The sequence below is a fragment of the Psychrobacter sp. 5A.1 genome (assembly GCF_030407455.1).
Lineage (GTDB): Bacteria > Pseudomonadota > Gammaproteobacteria > Pseudomonadales > Moraxellaceae > Psychrobacter.
The window spans coordinates 1-19,559 of record NZ_JASDDJ010000060.1 but is presented as its reverse complement, the minus strand read 5'-3'; the positions used below and the strand labels follow the sequence as shown (position 1 = coordinate 19,559).

Below are 19,559 nucleotides of genomic sequence, written 5' to 3'. Positions count from 1 at the left end.
CGTCGGCTTGCGCCTAATTTGGTGCAATTTTAGCAATCAGCAGCCCTAATATTTGAATGTTCAACAGACCCTAATATTCGAATTCATTTGGCCTCGCACTTTTGCCAATGAACCTATCAACCAAAACTTATCAATCATAAATATTATCTTGCGCTTCGCGGGCACGCAGCTCTGCTTGGCGGCGCATGACATCTTGCGGTGGCATCTGCACAAAATAGCCTTGTGACTCCAGTTTTGCCAATACTTCTGCTTTATCAACTCGAGCCAGCGTTGGCGTAGCTGCCAAATCTAGATGCATGACAAACTTACTACGGCCTAAGCCTGCCCGAAAATCTTTTGGTAACACGCCAAGCCAGTCTTTGATTTCGTCAGTATCATTAGGATAATCAGGACGCGCAATGTAGATATACATGTCGTCATGTTTGGGAAATTTATAAATATCGCAATGCATAAAAACCACCTATCAGAAACTATGCGCGTAGGTTAGCATATTTTAGGTAAATATCAGTAGTCACTTTCGATGGTAATTGGTAGTAATCGATCGTGATTTTACGTTTTTCTATGCACAGTCGCTTTGAGTCCTATACAACAAAATAGCCATAAAGGTCGTCAATTTACCGTTGCCATGCCCATTTATTCTCCTAAAAAGTCATTTTTGCCAAATTTATTTGTTTTAATGGCTTTGATGACTTGTAAAAGCGTCTTGAACCTTTCATAATAAAAGCGTTTTTCAGGAGAGCGTTTGTAAGCATAGGTTTTGTATCAAACCGCATTGGTCATACAAAAACATCAACTGCTACAAACCACCGAAGGCGCATCCACCCTGCCAATCGCTCAGGTAAAAGGACTGAAAAACACATGTCATTTTTGTTTGGTAGTATAACGCTCATAGGCGCACTACACCCTCAAGCATAAGGCATAACAAATCTGGAGAGCGGTAAGAACGAATAACGTCTTACCCACCGAAGGGGAGAAAATACGCTATCATCAGTTGTAGGGTTCATATAACTGCCCATGCATGATGATTCGTGTTGAAAATCTCAGGTCACAGGACAGATAGGGCTTTTGCTTAAACCGACGTTCAGCGCCTGTTTTGCTGATAGCTTTATCTTTTTTTTCTGTGCTACCCTTGGTTGCAATGTTTGCACCTTGCAATATTGCCTCTTGCTACTATGATAATGCGCATTCCTTAGTACTCTGCCGAGTACGATGGATGTACACATAAGGATTTGTTATGACCGACACTCAAGACACCACCACTCAAGCCCCTAAACGAACACCCCTTTACCAGTCTCACGTTGATAGTGATGGCAAATTGGTAGACTTTTCTGGTTGGGAATTACCAATCCATTACGGTTCACAAATCGAAGAGCACGAAGCCGTACGTACTGATGCGGGTATGTTCGATGTCTCACATATGGTTGTGGCTGATGTTAAAGGTGCTGACAGCAAAGCATGGCTACAAAAGCTGCTCGCCAACGACGTCAACAAACTCACCACCGCTGGTAAAGCATTGTATTCTGGTATGCTCAACGAGCAAGGTGGCGTCATCGATGATTTGATCGTCTATCTGATGAATGCAGAAGAAACCGAATACCGTATCGTCTCAAATGCTGCCACTCGTGATAAAGACATGGCACAGTTCAAGACCGTCGCCGAAGGCTTTGATATTACTATTACTGAACGTCCTGAGCTTGCTATGCTGGCGGTTCAAGGCCCCAATGCCATCGAAAAACTGGCAAATGCCAAGCCAAGCTGGGCTGACACTTTAGCAGGACTAAAACCCTTTGTTGGTGCTGACTTGACTGATATCGAAGGCGCTGATTGGTTCGTTGCTCGTACTGGCTATACTGGTGAAGATGGCGTCGAAGTCATTATGCATGCCGACGATGCACCAGCATTCTTTGAACAATTAAAAGCCAATGGCGTAAAACCTGCTGGTCTTGGCGCGCGTGATACCTTGCGTATGGAAGCAGGTATGAACCTATATGGCCACGATATGGACGAATCCGTTAGCCCTTATGAATGCAATATGGGTTGGACATTGGCGCTAAAAGACGAGCGTGATTTTGTCGGTCGTGACGCACTTGTCAGCAAACGCAAGCAGTCAAAAGAAGACAACACCGCTATGAAGCAAGTGGGTCTACTACTCACGACTCGCGGCGTATTGCGTGAAGGCATGACAGTAACCATCAATCAAGGCACGGACAACGAGCAAACTGGCATCATCACCAGTGGCACCTTCTCCCCTAGCCTAAAAAATTCAATTGCGATTGCCCGTATTCCTGCCAATGTATCAGACAATGATAGCGTGCAAGTCGATTTGCGCGGCAAAGGTAAATTCATCGATGTGCGCGTTCTTAAGTTACCTTTTGTCCGTAATGGCAAGCAACAGTTTGACTCATAAGCTTTCTGAATCCTATTACTAGCCTTGATTCACTTTAGCTTTTACTATTCTTGTTAATTAACCTCTATCACTTAGGAGAGACACCATGAGCAATATCCCAGCAGAATTAAAATACATCGCCAGCCACGAATGGTTACGCCTAGAAGACGACGGTACTATCACTGTGGGTATCACTGACCACGCTCAAGACCTATTGGGTGACGTGGTGTTTGTTGAATTGCCAGACGTGGGTGATATCATCGCTCTTGATGATGAAATCTCAGTAGTTGAGTCTGTAAAAGCAGCGTCTGACGTCTATGCCCCTATCTCAGGTGAAGTGGTCGCGATCAACGAAGCATTAGAAGATGATCCAGAAATCATCAACTCTGACCCATATGGCGAAGGTTGGTTCTTTAGAATGAAGCCTGACAACATTGCTGATTATGAAGCATTGATGACTGCTGATGAGTACGAAAACGAGCTGTAATATCAGCTTTGTTCTCTGACTTAAAGCCGTATTTGATTTAAATATGGCTATTTATAAGACCAAAAAATGCAACCCGTTATTACAGATATTGGCATCAGCTGGTATCTGTACACATTATCCTAAAATGATCATCGCTCAATTTATTACTTCCAATCGCTACCTGGTTTATTCGTATCAATCACTTGTCAGAGGATAGTGAAGATGTGCTATCGATAATGACGAAAACAGATCATTCAATCACCAGCATGGATTCGCATATGAAGCCCAACCCTGACAATAAACACAGCATCGCTACACCTACTCATACACCGCAGCTACAAGCGTTTTGCGAAGTGGTGGAGTCTCGTCGTTCAATTCGTCGTTTTACCGATACGCCGATACCTGATGAGGTGTTGACGGACTGTTTTCGTTTGGCCATGCTAGCGCCTAATTCTAGTAATCTACAGCCGTGGGAGTTTTATGTCATTGATGATGCTGACAATCGCAAACGCGCAGTAAAAAACTGCATGAACCAAAATGCAGCAAAAACCTCCGCACGCTTGATTGCGGTCGTTGCTCGTACCGATGTTTGGCGTGACCATGCTCAGCAAGTTTTACGTGAATATCCTGACAAACCTGTGGCAAAACAGGTCAAAGACTACTACACCAAAGTCGTTGCTATGGATTTTTTGCGAGGGCCTGCCAACGTGGCTTCAGTGGCCAAATGGGGTGCGACTCAAGTGTTTAGACGGGTAAAAGGTCCGATTAAGTCACCCTATTACACGTTTGAAGACACCAAAAATTGGGCAACCAACAACACGGCTCTGGCGGCCGAAAACCTGATGCTCGCACTACGCGCTTATGGGTTTGATAGCTGTGCAATGGGCGGCTTTGATGAGCCCGCCATGAAGCAATTACTGAATTTGAGCGACGATCAACATATTATTATGATGATTGGTGCAGGTGAGCGCGCTGATAATGGCGTTTATAACACCCAGTTCCGCTTTGATCAGACACAATTTGTGCACTATGTTTAATGCACGATTCAAACGACTATTTTAGCTGTTACTTTTAGTTATTTTCTCTATTACTCCCTTAACCAAGGACTATCATGACTATCTCTCAAAACCCAACGTTTGATACTTTCAAAGGACTATTCAACGAAGCTGAATTTGTCTATCGCCATTTAGGCTCAAATGAAACCAAGCAAGCTGACCTACTCAGCGCTGTTGGTTATCAAGACATGGCAAGCTTTATCAATGATACTGTGCCTGAGCCAGTACGTTTACATAAAGAGTTAGATTTGCCAGTGGCCATGAGTGAGCATGCGGCTTTAGCCAAATTGCGTACAATGGCAGACGACATCACGGTTAAGAAAAGCTATATCGGCCAAGGTTACTCACCTGTGCGTATGCCTGCTGTGATTCAACGTAACGTCCTTGAAAATCCAGGTTGGTATACTGCTTATACCCCTTACCAAGCAGAAATTGCTCAAGGTCGCCTAGAAGCTTTGCTTAACTTCCAACAAGTTTGTATTGATCTAACTGGTTTGGAAATGGCTGGTGCATCGTTGCTTGATGAAGCAACCGCAGCTGCTGAAACCATGGCAATGTCAAAACGTGTGAGCAAAAGCAAATCTACACAGTTTTTCGTTGACGATCGTATCTATCCACAAACCCTAGATGTTATCAAAACGCGCGCCCAATACTTTGGTTGGGAAGTTGTTGTTGGTGATTTCGAAACCGCCAAATCAGGCGATTACTTCGGTGCCCTATTCCAATATGTCGGTGTTGAAGGCGATGTCAAAGATTTGACAGACGTTATCGCTGAGGTTAAGAAAAACAAAACTTACGTGAGTGTTGTCAGTGACATCATGAGCTTGGTACTACTAAAATCACCAGCAGACATGGGTGCAGACGTTGCACTAGGTAGCACGCAGCGCTTTGGTATCCCAATGGGCTTTGGTGGTCCACACGCGGCATACTTTGCTTTCTCTGATAAAGCCAAACGCTCAGCACCTGGCCGTATCATTGGCGTATCAAAAGACTCGCAAGGCAATACTGCGCTACGTATGGCTCTGCAAACTCGTGAGCAGCATATTCGCCGCGAAAAAGCCAATTCAAACATCTGTACGTCACAAGTATTGCTTGCCAACTTAGCCGGTATGTATGCCGTTTATCATGGTCCAAATGGCGTTAAACGTATTGCTACTCGCATTCATGCTTTTGCCACAGCCTTTGCTGATGTGATTAAAGGTGCGAACGACAGCAATTTGAATGTGGTACATGATCAGTTCTTTGATACCGTCGTGGTTGATTGCGGTTCAGAAAGCCTTGCTACCCAAATTTTTGAAAATGCGGACAATGTTGGTTATAACTTATGGCGTCTGGGCGATAGTAAACTGGCCGTTTCTTTCAGTGAAATCAGTGATGAGCAAGACTTCAGCATTCTAACTCAGCTGTTCGTCAATAAATCACATGAGCTACCTGAAACCGCTCGCGTCTCACTCGACAGTGCACATTTACGTACCGATGATATCTTGACCCATCCGGTATTTAACTCGCATCACACCGAGCATGAAATGCTGCGCTATCTGAAATCGCTTGAAGACAAAGATTTGGCGATGAACCGCAGCATGATTTCTTTGGGCAGCTGTACCATGAAGCTGAATGCCACCAGTGAAATGCTGCCAATCACTTGGCCTGAATTCGCCAATGTGCATCCTTTTGCACCGCGCGATCAAGTCACTGGTTATATCGCGATGATTGATAGCCTACAAGACCAACTAAAAGCCATCACTGGTTTTGATGATGTGTCTATGCAGCCAAACTCTGGTGCCTCTGGTGAATATGCAGGTCTATTATCGATTCGCCGTTATCATGAGTCATTGGGTGAAACCAATCGTGATATTTGCCTGATTCCAATGTCGGCACATGGCACCAACCCTGCTACCGCTATGATGATGGGTATGCAAGTGGTCGTGGTCAAAACGGATGACAACGGCAACGTTGATATCGATGACTTAACGGCCAAATGTGAAGAGTATAGCGATCGTCTAGGTGCTTTGATGATCACTTACCCATCAACGCATGGTGTGTTCGAAGAAGGCATCCGTCATATTTGCGATTTGACTCATAAACATGGCGGCCAAGTCTATATGGATGGTGCCAACATGAACGCTCAGGTAGGCATGATGCAGCCTGCAGACGTTGGTGCAGATGTACTGCATATGAACTTGCATAAAACTTTCTGTATCCCACATGGTGGCGGTGGTCCAGGTATGGGTCCTATCGGCATGAAGGCACATTTAGCACCATTTATGGCCAACCATACCCTAAGCCCTGTACATAACGCGCAAAAAGACTGCTCAGCAGTTTCAGCAGCACCTTATGGTTCAGCGAGCATCTTGCCTATCTCATGGATGTATATTGCCATGATGGGCCGTGATGGCTTGCTAAAAGCGACTGAGCTTGCATTACTAAATGCCAACTACGTTGCCGCTCAACTAAAAGACCACTACCCTGTGCTATATACAGGTAAAAACGGCCGCGTCGCGCACGAATGTATCATCGATATTCGTCCATTAAAAGAAGACACTGGCATCACAGAAAGCGATATTGCTAAGCGCTTGATGGACTATGGTTTCCACTCACCAACCATGAGTTTCCCAGTAGCAGGTACGCTCATGATTGAACCGACAGAATCTGAGTCAAAAGAAGAGCTGGATCGCTTTATTGATGCATTAAAATCTATCAAAGCGGAAGCCTTGAAAGCCAAAGCTGGTGAAGACAACTGGACGTTAGAAAACAATCCATTGGTCAACGCACCGCATACCGCTGCGATGATAACCAGTAGTGAATGGACGTATCCGTACAGCCGTGATACTGCTGCATTCCCACTGCCTTACATCCGTGCAAACAAGTTCTGGCCAAGTGTGGCACGCGTCGATGACGCTTATGGTGATAAGAACCTAATGTGTTCTTGCCCAAGTATCGAAAACTATATGTAATCATTGTTTTTGATAAACCATGAGTAGATTTTTAAACACAAACCTCCAAGTCAGTAGCTGACTTGGAGGTTTTATTTTGTGTGTACATTATTAGGGTCTGTTGAACATTCAAATGTGGTGCTGGCAGTCACTATTTTTTAGACAATATACAGTGAAATTTTTGACGCCTAGTCATTCTAGGTTAAACAATTTCGCCATATATTGGCAGAAAATAGTACTGCCCTGAAAGGCTGATGCTAAAATCACCCCAAACGTTGTTGCAATCCTAGTTAAGGTCTCGACATTATCGTCGGCTTGCGCCTAATTTGGTGCAATTTTAGCAATCAGCAGCCCTAATATTTGAATGTTCAACAGACCCTAAATAACATCAGCAAATAATGATAGTATTTATCGATATAATAAAATAACTTTTATGGTGTTGGAGTAAACATGCAACAGAAAAATCGCGTCATTCTGATTCACGGTCTTCACCAAACGGCATGGATTATGCGACCTTTGGCCAAACGTTTACAAGCAGCAGGTTTTGATACTCATCAATACGGCTACCGTAGTATGCGCGATGGTATTCAAACCAATAGTGCACGTCTTAATAGCTGGCTCGAAATAAACCATCATCCAGATCAACCAATAGATTTGGTTGGTCACAGCTTGGGCGGGCTAATTATTCGTGATTTTATAGCGCACTACCCCCAGTGGAAAATTGGGCGCTGCGTCACGCTTGGTACGCCGCATAATGGCAGCATTAGTGGCGATTATATTTGGCGACTCGCTCCTGCGATTGTCGGTAAATCATACGAGCAAGCTTTGGATGGCACGGTTGCACCGTTACCAACGCATATTACACTCGGCGTCATAGCAGGCAATAAAGCGCAAGGTTTAGGGCAACCTATCCTAGCCTATCATAATCGGAAATTGCGCAAAGCGGACAAGCCACTATCTAAAGAGCAGCTTGCACATGATGGGACGGTATATGTGGAAGAAACCAAGCTTACTACGGCCACCGACCATATTATTATGCCAGTGTCGCATACTGGGATGCTGGTTAATAAAGAAGTCGCTAAACAAGCCATTTACTTTCTAAAACATGGGAAGTTTGAGCTTTAGATTAGCAAAAAAAGAATAGGGTCTGTTGAACATTCAAATGTGGTTCTGGCAGTCACTATTTTTTAGACAATATGTAGTGAAATTTTTGATGACTAGTTATTCTAGGTGAAACAATTTCGCCAAACGTTGTTGCAAACCTCGCTAAGGTCTCGACATTATCGTCGCCTTGCGCCTATTTTGATGTAATTTTAGCAATCAGCAGCCCTAATATTTATATGTTCAACAGACCCTAGATAATAAGTTGGATTTAAATCGAGTATAAACTAATGAACAATAATGAATTTGATCCAAATAAATATAGTTATTTAGAGACTAAACCAAATAATCTTAAAATATTAATTATCATAATACTCTGCTCTGGCTTATTTGGTGTCTACTCATATTTTAGCGACCAGTCCAAAGTTATAAGGTTAAATGAGCCACCTTTAGACCCTTTTTGGAGTTTTGTTGCTAGTAACGAGCAAGTAGAAGTGTACACTGATGTAGTCAATGTAAATATGGAAAATCAAGACTCTGATAAAGTAGATTATTGGGAAAAGATAGTTATGCTAAACGGATTTGAAGTAAGTGACGACATCAACGATCAAGCACTATTAAATTTTGATAAACCTTTAGAGACTATTATTAGTCACTTCTTAGTAGATTGTTCGAATAATACCTATCAACGTTTAAATACAATTTATACTCAAGTCGATGGCAAAACACGATTTATGAATACATACGACGATCCATTACCAGCTGTTGCCATCAATAATGATATGTTAAATTATTATAGTTCACAGTATGCTTGTCAAATCAAAGATATGGACGTTACACAACGACTGGCTACGGTCGAATAACCTATTTGTTAACAACAATCGCTTTACTTAACCCCCATACCCTGTTGCAATTCGGTTTTGTGCTTTTCAATCACTGGAATCAAGGTTTGCACGACCCAATCATTGCGCCAACCTTTTAGCCCTTGCGGCAGTTCGCTGACATCTTTATCAAGAGCGACCACTTCGTATAACTGTCCTAGCCATTTTTTACGCATCAACACGCTGGCAGGGACACCGATAGCTCGTGCGTGGTCATCAATCGCTTGCTGGACTGCTTTTGATAGCACTTTGTTTTTTGAGCGATACGGCGGCACTAAACAGTCTGGATGCTCTGCATACGGTAGACTCTTGGCATCTCTGATGACCTTAAGCAGCTCTTCACCATACAGTCGCAACATACTGCGATGCATCGTCGTTTTATGCGCCAGCTCTCGCATGCTGTTTGGTTTTTCAGTGACAATCTCACGCACTGCTTGTTTCTTTATGACAAAGGTACGGGGCTGATTGGTCGCACGTGCCAGCTCTTCTCGCCACGTAGCAATTCCTTTGAGTATCGCCATTTGCTGTGAGTTATAGCGATAATCTGCCATCGTGAGGTACATCGCATCATCTTCAACGTGCTGTGTATTGTATAAATCACTGGCATAAAGCTGACAATCTGCCCATACATAATCGTAAAGACCTTGTTTTTTTAGCTCATATTCAAGGCTTAGATACAGCGCTGGCAAAAACCGCACATCATCAATCGCATATTGCTCTTGCTCATCTGTCAACGGACGCTGGAGCCAATCAGACTGACTGTGTTCTTTATCGATATGCATATCTAACTGGTCAGCCAATGCCTGCTGATATCCCATTTGTAATTGACCCGTCAGATAAGACAATGCAATTTGCGTATCAAAGATATTGGTCAACGGCGGACAGCCAGACAACAGATAAAAAATGCCCAAGTCTTCGCCGCAAGCATGCCAGATAGCCACTTCTACTTTACGTAGTGCTTCCCACAGCTCAGTCAGTTGCAACTGCGGTGCATCCAGCAAATAAACATGATTGCCAGTATTCAGCTGCACGAGTGCCAAGCGTGGGTAATACGTGTCACGCTTGATAAATTCAGTATCTAGTGCCACACGGCCGCAAGTCGCTAAGGCATCAATAACCTCATCCAACTCGCTTTGCTTACGTATCCAAGTAATGGCGACTTCATCAGCAATATCTAATAGTGCGTCAATATCTAATACGCCAGTATCAAGCACATCAACATCCGAAGTATTAGGAGCTGACTCGCATGGCGGAGCTGCTGACAGTAGCTCAGTATTAGTGACTTGTAAGGAGCCATCATTGCTATTAGAAGAGCTCGAATGGGATGAAGCGTTTGAAACGTTGTTGGACACGGGCAGATACCTGCATTGATAGGAGAAAATAAAACGCTAAACCACGTTTTAATAAAATGAAATAATAAAGCAATTATAACAATTTCAAGAAATAAAATGGGCATGACTTGACGGTGGTAAAAACACTATAACAAGTCTATAAAAAAGAGCGGTTTTGCATGGCTTGACCAAGTGTCATACTGTCTAAGTACTCAAGCTCACCGCCCATCGGCACCCCTTGTGCCAAACGTGTGACTTTATTGACATGACGGCTGACAGCCTCACTGATAAAGTGCGCAGTAGTCTGACCTTCGACAGTCGTACCCGTTGCCAGTATCAACTCTTCGACAGGCTCTTGCTTCACTCGCCATACCAGTTGATCGATATTTAAATCATCGGCGCTGACACCATCAATTGGCGATAGATGCCCGCCCAACACAAAATAACGACCACGGTAGCCAGCTGTTTGCTCAATGGCCATCACATCTGCTGCCGTCTCGACCACGCATAGCAGACTGTCATCACGTCTGATATCTTGGCACAGTGGGCACACAGCCTCATCACTAAAGCTATGGCAACGCTGACATTCAACAATATCAAGCATGGCTTCATCTAATGCTTGGGCGAGTGCCATGCCTTGTGGGCGTTTTTTAGTGAGCAGATGTAGCGCCATTCGTTGGGCGCTTTTTTGACCAACGCCTGGCAAGATTCGCAGCTGTTTGACCAGCTGATCAAATTTGGCTGTAAGCAACATTACTTCCTTTATTTAACTTAATTTATAAATCGTAGCTATAAAAATGGGGTCGTATCGTGTCGATAACAACCCCATTTTTGTCTTCAGTATGAAGTATTTAATGCTTAAAACATGCCTTGCATACCTGGTGGTAGACCCATGCCTGAGGTCGCACCAGCCATCGTTTCTTCGTATAGCGCGTCTGCTTGACGAACCGCATCGTTGATGGCCGCAGCGATCAAATCTTCAATCATGTCTGGCTCATCTTCTAGCAGACTTGGATCAATGGTCAAACGCTTAACCACATGGCGACCGGTCATCGTTACTTTAACTAGACCACTACCCGCTTCTGCTTGTACTTCTTTATTCGCAAGTTCTTTCTTAGCGTTTTCAACGTTTGTTTCTACTTTCTTTTGCATCGTTTGTGCTTGTTGCATTAATGCTTGAATGTTCATAGTTGCCTCTTTGTTTTTTATGATAATGCATATAGTTGTGATTAATGCTTAATAACGTAAAGTTCATGCCATGCGTTACTGGAGATTATACCGTTATCTTTACAAACTGTCTAAACCACGTGCCAAGTCTTTGATAATATCTTCCACATCTTCCAGACCTACTGATAGACGAATCAAACCATCTGTGACCCCAGCTTCAGCACGAGCCTCAGCAGTCAAGCGAAAATGCGTGGTGGTCGCAGGATGAGTAATCGTGGTTTTAGCATCGCCCAAGTTATTGGTGATAGAGACCATTTGGGTTGAATCAATCACATGCCAAGCCGCTTCTTTGGTATCGCGGCTATCAGATGCCTTGACTTCGAAGCCCATGATAGCACCGTAGCCATCTTTCATATGATGCTGACGTGTGGCAAGCTCATGAGCTGGATGGTCACTCAGACCTGAGAAATGCACGGTACTGACATTAGGATGATTGACCAAAAATTCTGCCACTTGATTGGCATTTTGGCAATGCGCTTGCATACGTAATTTGAGCGTCTCAAGCCCCTTGGTAAATACCCAAGCATTGAACGGACTCATACTGATACCGCCTGAGCGCACAACGGTAAATGCCTCTTGCATCAGTTTATCACTACCGACCAGCGCGCCGCCCAATACCCGACCCTGACCATCCAAATATTTGGTGGCAGAGTGAATGACCACATCGGCACCCAAATCCAATGGACGCTGCAAGGCTGGTGTCGCAAAACAATTATCAACGACGAGTAATACATCATTGGCTTTGCATAGCTGACTGAGATAACCAAGGTCGCAAATCTGCGCCAACGGATTACTTGGGCTTTCGCAATAAATCACTTTGGTATTTGGTTGAATAGCATTTGCCCATGCCTCATTATCGAAGCAATCAACATAGCTGACTTCAACACCGAATTTGGCCATATAATTGTTGAATAGACCGATAGATGAGCCGAATAATTGGTTGGCCGCGAGCAGATGGTCGCCCGCTTTTAGGTATGCCAAACACATGGTCAAGATAGCCCCCATACCAGAGGCAGTCGCAACAGCACGTTCACCGTTTTCTAGTGCGGCTAAACGACGTTCAAAGGTACGTACGCTTGGATTGGTATGACGAGAGTAGACATTACCTGTTTTTGTACCGTCAAAATGAGCCGCGGCATCAGCAGCTGAGCGATAAACATAAGAGCTGGTGGTAAAGATAGGCTCTGAATGCTCACCCTCGTCGGTACGGTGTTGACCTGCCCGCACTGCAATGGTCTGCATGCCATAATCAAGCCCTAAATCTAGCGCATCGCTGCGCCAGTTTGGATCTAAATTATCGGTTGAGTTTTTTTGGTTCACACTGCGCTCATCTTTCGTTTGCGACTGACTCATAGACGTTCCGTTGCTTTATTCTGGTTGATATAGAATGACTGCTTATTTTTTTGCTTATCAATCGAATGTATCATCGTTATCATACCATGTTGACTTATTCCGCACAGCTGGTTTCAGATAGTCCTTAAATATTATTTTCGAATACTAGGGCATGTCCTCATTTTAAAAATGGTGATAAAAATGAAATAAATCGCAGTCAAACAAGGAAAATAGCGCAGATAATATCGAGATATTAGTCAGCTATTTGACGCTGTTTGGCAAAATTTAGCCATTTTTAACCCATTTAGATGACTATCGATTGAATTGAGGGCACGCCCTAAAGCATCTACATATTAACGCTTAAATTTTGCCACATATATACTTAAATACTGCTTAAAAAAGCCATGATTTTGTGCGTCAAATCTAACAAAAATAACGTATTTATAATAGGCAGATATCGAAACAGCTGCTAAGCTTAGCGACCATTTAGATTTTGCTGATGGCATTACCTTTATAATTAGGCAAAACTTCTCAAAAAACAGCGTCAAAATGAAAAAACGATTAATCAGTACATTTATGCTCACCAAGGTAAATTCGTTATGTCGATGTTCAGTATAGAACCAAGCAGCTTATCGTTGAGTCTAACACTTGGACTTACCTTAGGTCTTAGTGCTTGCCAGAGTTTGCCCAAGCAGCCACATTTGGCTGAGAGCCAAGCATTATCAGCACGAGTAAACGCTTTATATTCAACCGACCAAAACCAGCAAGGTGAGGCAATTAAAACCAGTAACACTGATCTGGTCGCTGCCATTAGTGCGCAGAACGATATTCATCCAGACTTGTCCGGCTATCATCCAATCGTGACGGGAGCGAATGCTTTTGCGGCGCGTAGCATCTTGACGGATATGGCCACGCGTAATATCGATGCGCAATACTATATTTGGCATAATGATCAAGCTGGGCAGCTATTGTTAAAAGATTTGTGGGAGGCGGCGGAGCGCGGCGTCATTGTGCGCTTGTTGTTAGATGATTTTAATAACAGTGCAAAGTTTGATCAGCATTTATTGCGCTTTGCCAGTCATCCCAATATCGCGGTGCGTATTATCAATCCTTTGATGCATCGTAAATTTCCGACGTTGAACTATGTGACAGGTTTGCCGCGTATCAATCGCCGTATGCACAACAAGAGCATGACCTTTGATAAGCAGATTACCATTATCGGTGGGCGTAATATCGGTAATGAATATCTCAGTAATGACCAAAATAGCCAGTTTGCCGATTTGGATGTTTTACTGATCGGTAGAGTCGTCGCAGATATTGACAACAGTTTTGATAGCTATTGGTCATCGCCTTTATCATTTGATATCGAAACCTTAGCCAAGTTTGATAATGACGTCACGCCTGATTTTTTAAAGGCATTAGACAAGCTAGGTTTGGATGAGCAAAACAACGAAGGCAGTAGCTTGACTGTCTATAAGGCTGCCATCGAAGACTCGACGATAGACAGTGACTTAATCAATAAACGCGTGCCCTTTCGTTGGACAGACATGCAGTTTTTGAGTGATGATGTTGGCAAGTTGACCAAAACGGTCCCTGCCGATACCAATCTGGTTCATCAATTGCGCAATTTACTCGGTAGTCCCACCAAAAAACTGACGATTATTTCCTCTTATTTTGTACCGACCAAAGACGGCGTTGAGACCTTGGTCAAACTGGCTGAAGCTGGCGTCGATATCAAGATTTTGACCAACTCTTTTGATGCGACCGATGTCACTGCCGTTCATTCTGGTTATAGCCAATGGCGACCTAGCCTGCTTCGATCAGGGGTAAAGATATATGAGCTAAAATCAACCGCTGCTGAAGAAAAACGTGATAACAAACTGTGGCGAGCACGTAGTCAATCATCGACCAGCTTGCATGCAAAAACGTTTGCCGTGGACGATTATCAAGTCTTTATTGGTTCATATAACGTCGATCCTCGCTCTGCCAATATCAATACCGAAATGGGTGTGGTCATCAATGATGATGAGCTAGCAAGGCAGCTGCATGGGGCGTTGAGCGATGATCTATTGAATCAAGCGTATGAAGTCAAACTGCTAGACAATGGCCACTTGCAATGGCATACCATAGAGAAAGGCGAAAAAGTAGTCTATGACTCAGAGCCGCGAGTGGACATGAGTGACCACGTTTGGCTGACTATCATGTCTTGGCTACCCATTGACTGGCTGCTATAAGCAACAAAACTATTGGATCGGCAAAATTTAGCGTCTTCCGTTTTGTCATTCACTCTTTATTAAGTGAACAGATTACAACTAATATATTTTGACTCAAAAGATCCAAGTTATTAGGCCGTGTTTGATATTCGACCATGGCACTGACAGAGCCTATTTGTGAATATTCAACACGCCCTATGTCGGCAAATCATGTTCTGTGTACATTGATTTTCTGGTTTTTTATCATGGCTGATTATCAAAACGATGATCGCCTTAATGAGCACTTTACTCTGTGGATGTGTGATCTATTATGCCGTCTCGTTCCCAATACGCCTTAATGTCTACTAAAGACAAAAATATAGTACTGTTTATTAGTTTTATCAGTGCGGTGGTGTTTTTTGATTTTTTGATTTACTTGTACATTGCAGACATTGTTTCAGCGGCGTTTTTTCCTGCTGGTACTGACCCGAAAGTTGCAAAGTTGCAAGGACTTGGGCTTTTTGTCATCGGTTATTTGGCACGTCCATTCGGTGGTATTCTCTTTGGCCGTTATGGTGATATCAAAGGTCGAAAACCGACGCTACTGATTAGCCTGCTCGTGACTACGTGTAGTTTGCTCGCAATGGCCTGCCTGCCTACTTATGCTCAGTGGGGCGTCATTGCACCTGCTCTATTTATTCTGTTGAGAATCATACAGGGCATGGCGTTTGGACTGTATGTACCACTATCCTGGGTGTTTGTGGCAGAGCATGTGCCTCGGCAGTATTTATCAGTCGCCTGTAGCTATGTCACGTCCAGCTTCTTTGTGGGCGTACTGTTCTCAAATGCATTTTTTATGTGGCTGTCTAGCTTTATGACAACGGCTCAGCTGACTGATTATGGTTGGCGATTGCCATTTTTAGTTGCGGCGAGCCTAAGCTTTTTACCGTTACTCGTTTGGCGATTCGTTGGGGAGACACCGTTTTTTCTGGCACTCGAAAAGCCAAAGGTGGGTAAAAACGCTGGCAAGCCACTTACGATACTCTTTAAACATTGCAAGCATTCCCTATTTGTCGGCATGGTACTGACGTTGATGATTGCTAGCATTACGTCTGTTGTCGTTTTGCTACTACCAGACTTGATCGAAATAAATTTTACATTAGACAGTGATTTATTTGGTTTCTCCCATAGTTTGGGTATTATCTTTATGATTTTTGGCTGCATATTTTATGGGCTGATTTCTAATCATGAAAATTTTGGCAAGATTTTGGTGGCTGGTTCAATTCTACTTATTGGACAAATGCTGGCCTTCTTTTACCATCTGCAAGCTGGTGGTGATTACATTTTAATTATGTATGCGCTTCTGGGTTTTTGTGCTGGCATCATTGGGATGATACCCGCCATCCTTGTGCAGTTATTTCCGACCAACGTGCGTCTCACAGGCATCGCTTTTTGTTATAATATCACCTACGGTATCGTTGGGGTGCTAATACCTTTTGGTTTGGGTTACGCCACGACTCTCGTCAGCTTTTCACCAGCGCTATACATTGCCTTTATCGGCTTTATCGGTATTATCATGGGGCTTTATTTTTATAACCTGCCTGAATTTAAAAAAATTGATCATGTTATTTTATAAATAATTGCTCAACAACCGATCTGCATAATGCTTGAAATTAAGGTGCAATGGTATGTCTCTTCCATTGCACCTTATCCTTTTTTTTAAGACACAAATATTAAGGTTCAACAACCATGGTTGATATGACCAATAAGCGACTTTCAATTGCGCCAATGATCGACTGGACTACGACAGATTACCGTTATTTTGCGCGGTTGTTTAATCCGCATACCTATCTATATACCGAAATGATTAGCACTGGTGCATTGATACATGGCAATCGAGCACGGCACTTGCGCTTCGATACGCTCGAGCACCCTCTTGTCTTACAGCTCGGTGGTGCAGATATCCATGAGATGACTCAGTGCACCGAATTTGCTCAACAGTATGGCTACGATGAAGTCAATATCAACGTTGGTTGCCCCTCTGATCGTGTACAGCATAATAAGATAGGTGCCTGTCTGATGGCAGAGCCTAAGACCGTTGCTGATTTGGTCAAGCATATGCAAGCCGCCGTCGACATACCAGTGACAGTAAAGCATCGTATTGGTATTGATGACTTTGACAGCTATGAGTTTATGGTGGATTTTGTGCAGACAGTGGCAGACGCTGGCTGTACACGCTTTATCGTGCATGCACGTACGGCATGGCTACAAGGGCTGAGCCCCAAGCAAAACCGCGAAATACCACCGCTGCGTTACGATGATGTGTACCGTTTAAAACAGGACTTCCCTGAACTAGACATCGAAATCAATGGTGGTATTGATACGTTAGAGGACATCAAAACACACTTGCAGCATGTCGATGGTGTGATGATTGGTCGGGCGTTTTATCACAACCCATATCTATTAGCCGAAGCCAATAGCTTGTGGGGCGAGGCAATTCCGAAACGCTCAGAAATTCTAGAGCAGCTATACCCTTACCTAGAAGAGCACATCAAAAAAGGGGAAGCGCTGCCGACGATGACGCGACATTACCTAGGGTTATTCCAAGGTCTGGTGGGGGCGCGTAAATGGCGCCAAGCCTTGAGCGGCAAACCTCAGCTAATACTTGATGATGTCAAACGAGCGGCCGATGAAGTGTTGTCGTTAAATCCTGATGCCTAGATCAGTTCTACTGCAGAATGAACTTGATAGCACTCGCATGATGGCCGCTACTGTGGCTGTCATGTAGTTTACGTTGATTGTGCGACATACTGCCACATCGCTGCACCATTATTGACAATGTGTAATACGATTGGCAGTAATAGCGAGCCTGACTTGATACGCGCATAGCAAAATATCAATGCCAACACTACGATGGTACTGATCTCATAGATGCCGTACTGCACATGGATAACGGCAAATATCAAACTCGTCACCATGCTGGCGACGATCGCACCGTGGTTTTCTGAATATGACGGCGCCGTAAACTGCTCTGTGATGGCTGACCATAATATGCCGCGAAAGACCACCTCTTCATAAATTGGGGCGACGACGACTATTGCAAAGACCAATAGCCATACTGAACTGACAGATTGGTAGAGAGGATCTACAAATACCAGCGGCGTCATATCGAGCATATATGTCAACGCTTGACTGGCAATCATGAATACCAATAGCAGCCCAAGCACCCTCATACCTACCGAAACTGAAAATGGCTTTAATGCCAGATACTGACGCAGCATGCCCCTTTTCAAACGAATAATGAGCACACTCAATGCCAGCAGTAAGACACAACCGATAAGTATAGAAAGGCTGACGACCGTTCCATCATTGCTGCCAAAAAAGAATATATCCCCTATCGATGCTTTTTTGGCAGCAGGCAAAACCAGCTTGCCAGCGATATACACCCCAAACAGCTGACTGATAAAAAATGCAAAGACCATTCCGACTGTTAGCCAGAACGTACCCCAGCGTGAAAATAGCGGCGTAAGCTCAGACGAGGCGGCAATGTCGGGTGAAGCAGTTATGTTTTTTGGCATAAAGATATCACTTAAAAAATACTCTATCAGCCTGCATCAACCGCAAGCACAAATGATGGTGTGTTAATTATTTTTGTTTTGACAGTTGTTGCTCAATCACTGTCAAAACCTGTGATGAAACAGATTCTGGATACTCAAGTGGGAACATATGACCCCCTTCGTGAGTTTCATAAGGAATACCCAAGCGCAATTTTATCTGCTGCGGAAAGCGACGCTTTAAAAAGATACTGTCTTGACCAATAATCAATGTAACAGGGACTTTGGGCCCCCGATTTGGTGCCAGCCAATACCATGATGGATTGGTACGGAATACGGCCACTTCGCTGGCTTTAGGAATAGCCAATGTCACTTTGCCATCCGCACGCTCATGCAGACCATGATCGATGTATCCTTGAAAGCTGCGTTCATCAAAGTTTTTAAAAAACCCTTTATGCCGCATTTTTTCATACGCATCGGTTCGGCTATCCCACACATCGCGGCGGTGCTTAGACACGCCAGCGGGGGATAGCTTATCCATCAGACGATTATTCATAAGCGGCAGTCTGTCTACTGTCTTTGCCACATGCCATAGCAAGCTGACTTTGCCATAAATCCAAGGCGGATCCATGAGCACCGCTTGAGAAAATAGTTCGGGCGTACGATACAGTGCCTGCAACGTACACATCGCACCAAGCGAATGCCCTACTCCTACTACCTGTGCGACGCCATGCTTTTGGCAAGCAGATTTTACGCTATCGATGATTTGCTGCGTGAGACTGTGCCAATGATCGTCCACTGGATAATCGGGGGTGTCGCCCAACATCGCAATATACTCAATCGTAAAAAACGCTGACAAACCTTTAAAAAATGGCTCATAAACGGCACTTGGCATCCCATTGGCATGGGCAAAATGTAGCACCGGCTTGTTCGTTATTTTAGAGACAGGCAGTGCAGAAAAAGTTTGCAAATCTATTTTTTCACTCATGACAGGCTCTCGCAGGATCGTTTGGGTTATATGTTGTTTTGGTGGTGTTCTAAAAAGTATGCTGTCATCAGACATAACCATAGTTAATATAAAAGAATACCAGATCGAATACT

General features: G+C 43.9%; 16 protein-coding genes and 2 riboswitches. Of the genes, 9 read left to right on the top strand and 7 right to left on the bottom strand.

From position 1 onward, the window contains the following. Window positions 1-130 precede the first annotated feature (130 nt). Entirely contained in the window at window positions 131-451 is a 321-nt protein-coding gene (locus QL982_RS11820; protein ID WP_290164004.1) for a YcgL domain-containing protein, read from the bottom strand. A gap of 270 nt (window positions 452-721) precedes the next feature. Further along, a riboswitch (glycine riboswitch) is annotated at window positions 722-860 on the top strand. Between the two features lie 57 nt (window positions 861-917). Next, a riboswitch (glycine riboswitch) is annotated at window positions 918-1,066 on the top strand. A gap of 168 nt (window positions 1,067-1,234) precedes the next feature. Here QL982_RS11820 and gcvT point away from each other — a divergent pair. The 6 genes from gcvT (at window position 1,235) to QL982_RS11790 (ending at window position 8,804) form a co-directional block, all read left to right on the top strand. Beyond that, the gene (gene gcvT / locus QL982_RS11815) at window positions 1,235-2,407 is read left to right on the top strand and encodes a glycine cleavage system aminomethyltransferase GcvT (protein ID WP_290164002.1); all 1,173 of its coding nucleotides are present in this window, start codon (window positions 1,235-1,237) and stop codon (window positions 2,405-2,407) included. 85 nt (window positions 2,408-2,492) lie between these two features. Continuing rightward, entirely contained in the window at window positions 2,493-2,873 is a 381-nt protein-coding gene (gcvH, locus tag QL982_RS11810; RefSeq protein WP_290164000.1) for a glycine cleavage system protein GcvH, read from the top strand. A gap of 257 nt (window positions 2,874-3,130) precedes the next feature. Further along, window positions 3,131-3,889: a nitroreductase family protein gene (locus QL982_RS11805; RefSeq protein ID WP_290163999.1), complete on the top strand. Its 759-nt coding sequence runs from the start codon at window positions 3,131-3,133 to the stop codon at window positions 3,887-3,889. Between the two features lie 74 nt (window positions 3,890-3,963). Next, window positions 3,964-6,861 (top strand): aminomethyl-transferring glycine dehydrogenase, encoded by a 2,898-nt coding sequence (gene gcvP, locus QL982_RS11800; RefSeq protein ID WP_290163996.1) that lies wholly within the window; start codon window positions 3,964-3,966, stop codon window positions 6,859-6,861. A 429-nt stretch (window positions 6,862-7,290) separates the two neighbouring features. Next, a complete protein-coding gene (locus QL982_RS11795) occupies window positions 7,291-7,965 on the top strand; it encodes an alpha/beta fold hydrolase (RefSeq protein ID WP_290164913.1) in 675 nt (224 codons plus the stop codon). A gap of 266 nt (window positions 7,966-8,231) precedes the next feature. Next, window positions 8,232-8,804: a hypothetical protein gene (locus QL982_RS11790; protein ID WP_290164915.1), complete on the top strand. Its 573-nt coding sequence runs from the start codon at window positions 8,232-8,234 to the stop codon at window positions 8,802-8,804. 23 nt (window positions 8,805-8,827) lie between these two features. Here the strand turns inward: QL982_RS11790 and QL982_RS11785 are convergent, their stop codons facing one another. The 4 genes from QL982_RS11785 to QL982_RS11770 all read right to left on the bottom strand — a co-directional run bounded on the left by QL982_RS11785 (window position 8,828) and on the right by QL982_RS11770 (window position 12,733). Next, window positions 8,828-10,174, bottom strand: coding sequence for an HRDC domain-containing protein (locus tag QL982_RS11785; RefSeq protein WP_290164917.1), 1,347 nt, complete (start codon window positions 10,172-10,174; stop codon window positions 8,828-8,830). Between the two features lie 136 nt (window positions 10,175-10,310). Further along, window positions 10,311-10,904 (bottom strand): recombination mediator RecR, encoded by a 594-nt coding sequence (gene recR / locus QL982_RS11780; RefSeq protein ID WP_290190339.1) that lies wholly within the window; start codon window positions 10,902-10,904, stop codon window positions 10,311-10,313. A gap of 107 nt (window positions 10,905-11,011) precedes the next feature. After that, window positions 11,012-11,341: a YbaB/EbfC family nucleoid-associated protein gene (locus QL982_RS11775; protein ID WP_290164919.1), complete on the bottom strand. Its 330-nt coding sequence runs from the start codon at window positions 11,339-11,341 to the stop codon at window positions 11,012-11,014. Window positions 11,342-11,440: 99 nt separating this feature from the next. Next, entirely contained in the window at window positions 11,441-12,733 is a 1,293-nt protein-coding gene (locus QL982_RS11770; RefSeq protein ID WP_290164921.1) for an O-succinylhomoserine sulfhydrylase, read from the bottom strand. A 578-nt stretch (window positions 12,734-13,311) separates the two neighbouring features. Between QL982_RS11770 and QL982_RS11765 the strand changes: the two genes are divergently transcribed. From QL982_RS11765 to dusA, 3 genes are all read left to right on the top strand, one after another. Next, window positions 13,312-14,946, top strand: coding sequence for a phospholipase D family protein (locus tag QL982_RS11765; RefSeq protein ID WP_290164922.1), 1,635 nt, complete (start codon window positions 13,312-13,314; stop codon window positions 14,944-14,946). Window positions 14,947-15,235: 289 nt separating this feature from the next. Further along, window positions 15,236-16,540, top strand: coding sequence for an MFS transporter (locus tag QL982_RS11760; RefSeq protein WP_290164925.1), 1,305 nt, complete (start codon window positions 15,236-15,238; stop codon window positions 16,538-16,540). A gap of 113 nt (window positions 16,541-16,653) precedes the next feature. Continuing rightward, window positions 16,654-17,625: a tRNA dihydrouridine(20/20a) synthase DusA gene (dusA, locus tag QL982_RS11755; protein WP_290164927.1), complete on the top strand. Its 972-nt coding sequence runs from the start codon at window positions 16,654-16,656 to the stop codon at window positions 17,623-17,625. 68 nt (window positions 17,626-17,693) lie between these two features. Here the strand turns inward: dusA and QL982_RS11750 are convergent, their stop codons facing one another. Further along, a complete protein-coding gene (locus QL982_RS11750) occupies window positions 17,694-18,482 on the bottom strand; it encodes a CPBP family intramembrane glutamic endopeptidase (RefSeq protein ID WP_290164928.1) in 789 nt (262 codons plus the stop codon). 67 nt (window positions 18,483-18,549) lie between these two features. Further along, window positions 18,550-19,446, bottom strand: coding sequence for an alpha/beta hydrolase (locus QL982_RS11745; protein ID WP_290164930.1), 897 nt, complete (start codon window positions 19,444-19,446; stop codon window positions 18,550-18,552). Between the last annotated feature and the right edge of the window lie 113 nt (window positions 19,447-19,559).

Bases quoted from the DNA above. Each gene is read 5' to 3' on its own strand.
- QL982_RS11820 (WP_290164004.1), bottom strand. From the start codon at position 451: ATGCATTGCGATATTTATAAATTTCCCAAACATGACGACATGTATATC.
- gcvT (WP_290164002.1), top strand. From the start codon at position 1,235: ATGACCGACACTCAAGACACCACCACTCAAGCCCCTAAACGAACACCC.
- gcvH (WP_290164000.1), top strand. From the start codon at position 2,493: ATGAGCAATATCCCAGCAGAATTAAAATACATCGCCAGCCACGAATGG.
- QL982_RS11805 (WP_290163999.1), top strand. From the start codon at position 3,131: ATGAAGCCCAACCCTGACAATAAACACAGCATCGCTACACCTACTCAT.
- gcvP (WP_290163996.1), top strand. From the start codon at position 3,964: ATGACTATCTCTCAAAACCCAACGTTTGATACTTTCAAAGGACTATTC.
- QL982_RS11795 (WP_290164913.1), top strand. From the start codon at position 7,291: ATGCAACAGAAAAATCGCGTCATTCTGATTCACGGTCTTCACCAAACG.
- QL982_RS11790 (WP_290164915.1), top strand. From the start codon at position 8,232: ATGAACAATAATGAATTTGATCCAAATAAATATAGTTATTTAGAGACT.
- QL982_RS11775 (WP_290164919.1), bottom strand. From the start codon at position 11,341: ATGAACATTCAAGCATTAATGCAACAAGCACAAACGATGCAAAAGAAA.
- QL982_RS11770 (WP_290164921.1), bottom strand. From the start codon at position 12,733: ATGAGTCAGTCGCAAACGAAAGATGAGCGCAGTGTGAACCAAAAAAAC.
- QL982_RS11765 (WP_290164922.1), top strand. From the start codon at position 13,312: ATGTCGATGTTCAGTATAGAACCAAGCAGCTTATCGTTGAGTCTAACA.
- QL982_RS11760 (WP_290164925.1), top strand. From the start codon at position 15,236: ATGCCGTCTCGTTCCCAATACGCCTTAATGTCTACTAAAGACAAAAAT.
- dusA (WP_290164927.1), top strand. From the start codon at position 16,654: ATGGTTGATATGACCAATAAGCGACTTTCAATTGCGCCAATGATCGAC.
- QL982_RS11750 (WP_290164928.1), bottom strand. From the start codon at position 18,482: ATGCCAAAAAACATAACTGCTTCACCCGACATTGCCGCCTCGTCTGAG.
- QL982_RS11745 (WP_290164930.1), bottom strand. From the start codon at position 19,446: ATGAGTGAAAAAATAGATTTGCAAACTTTTTCTGCACTGCCTGTCTCT.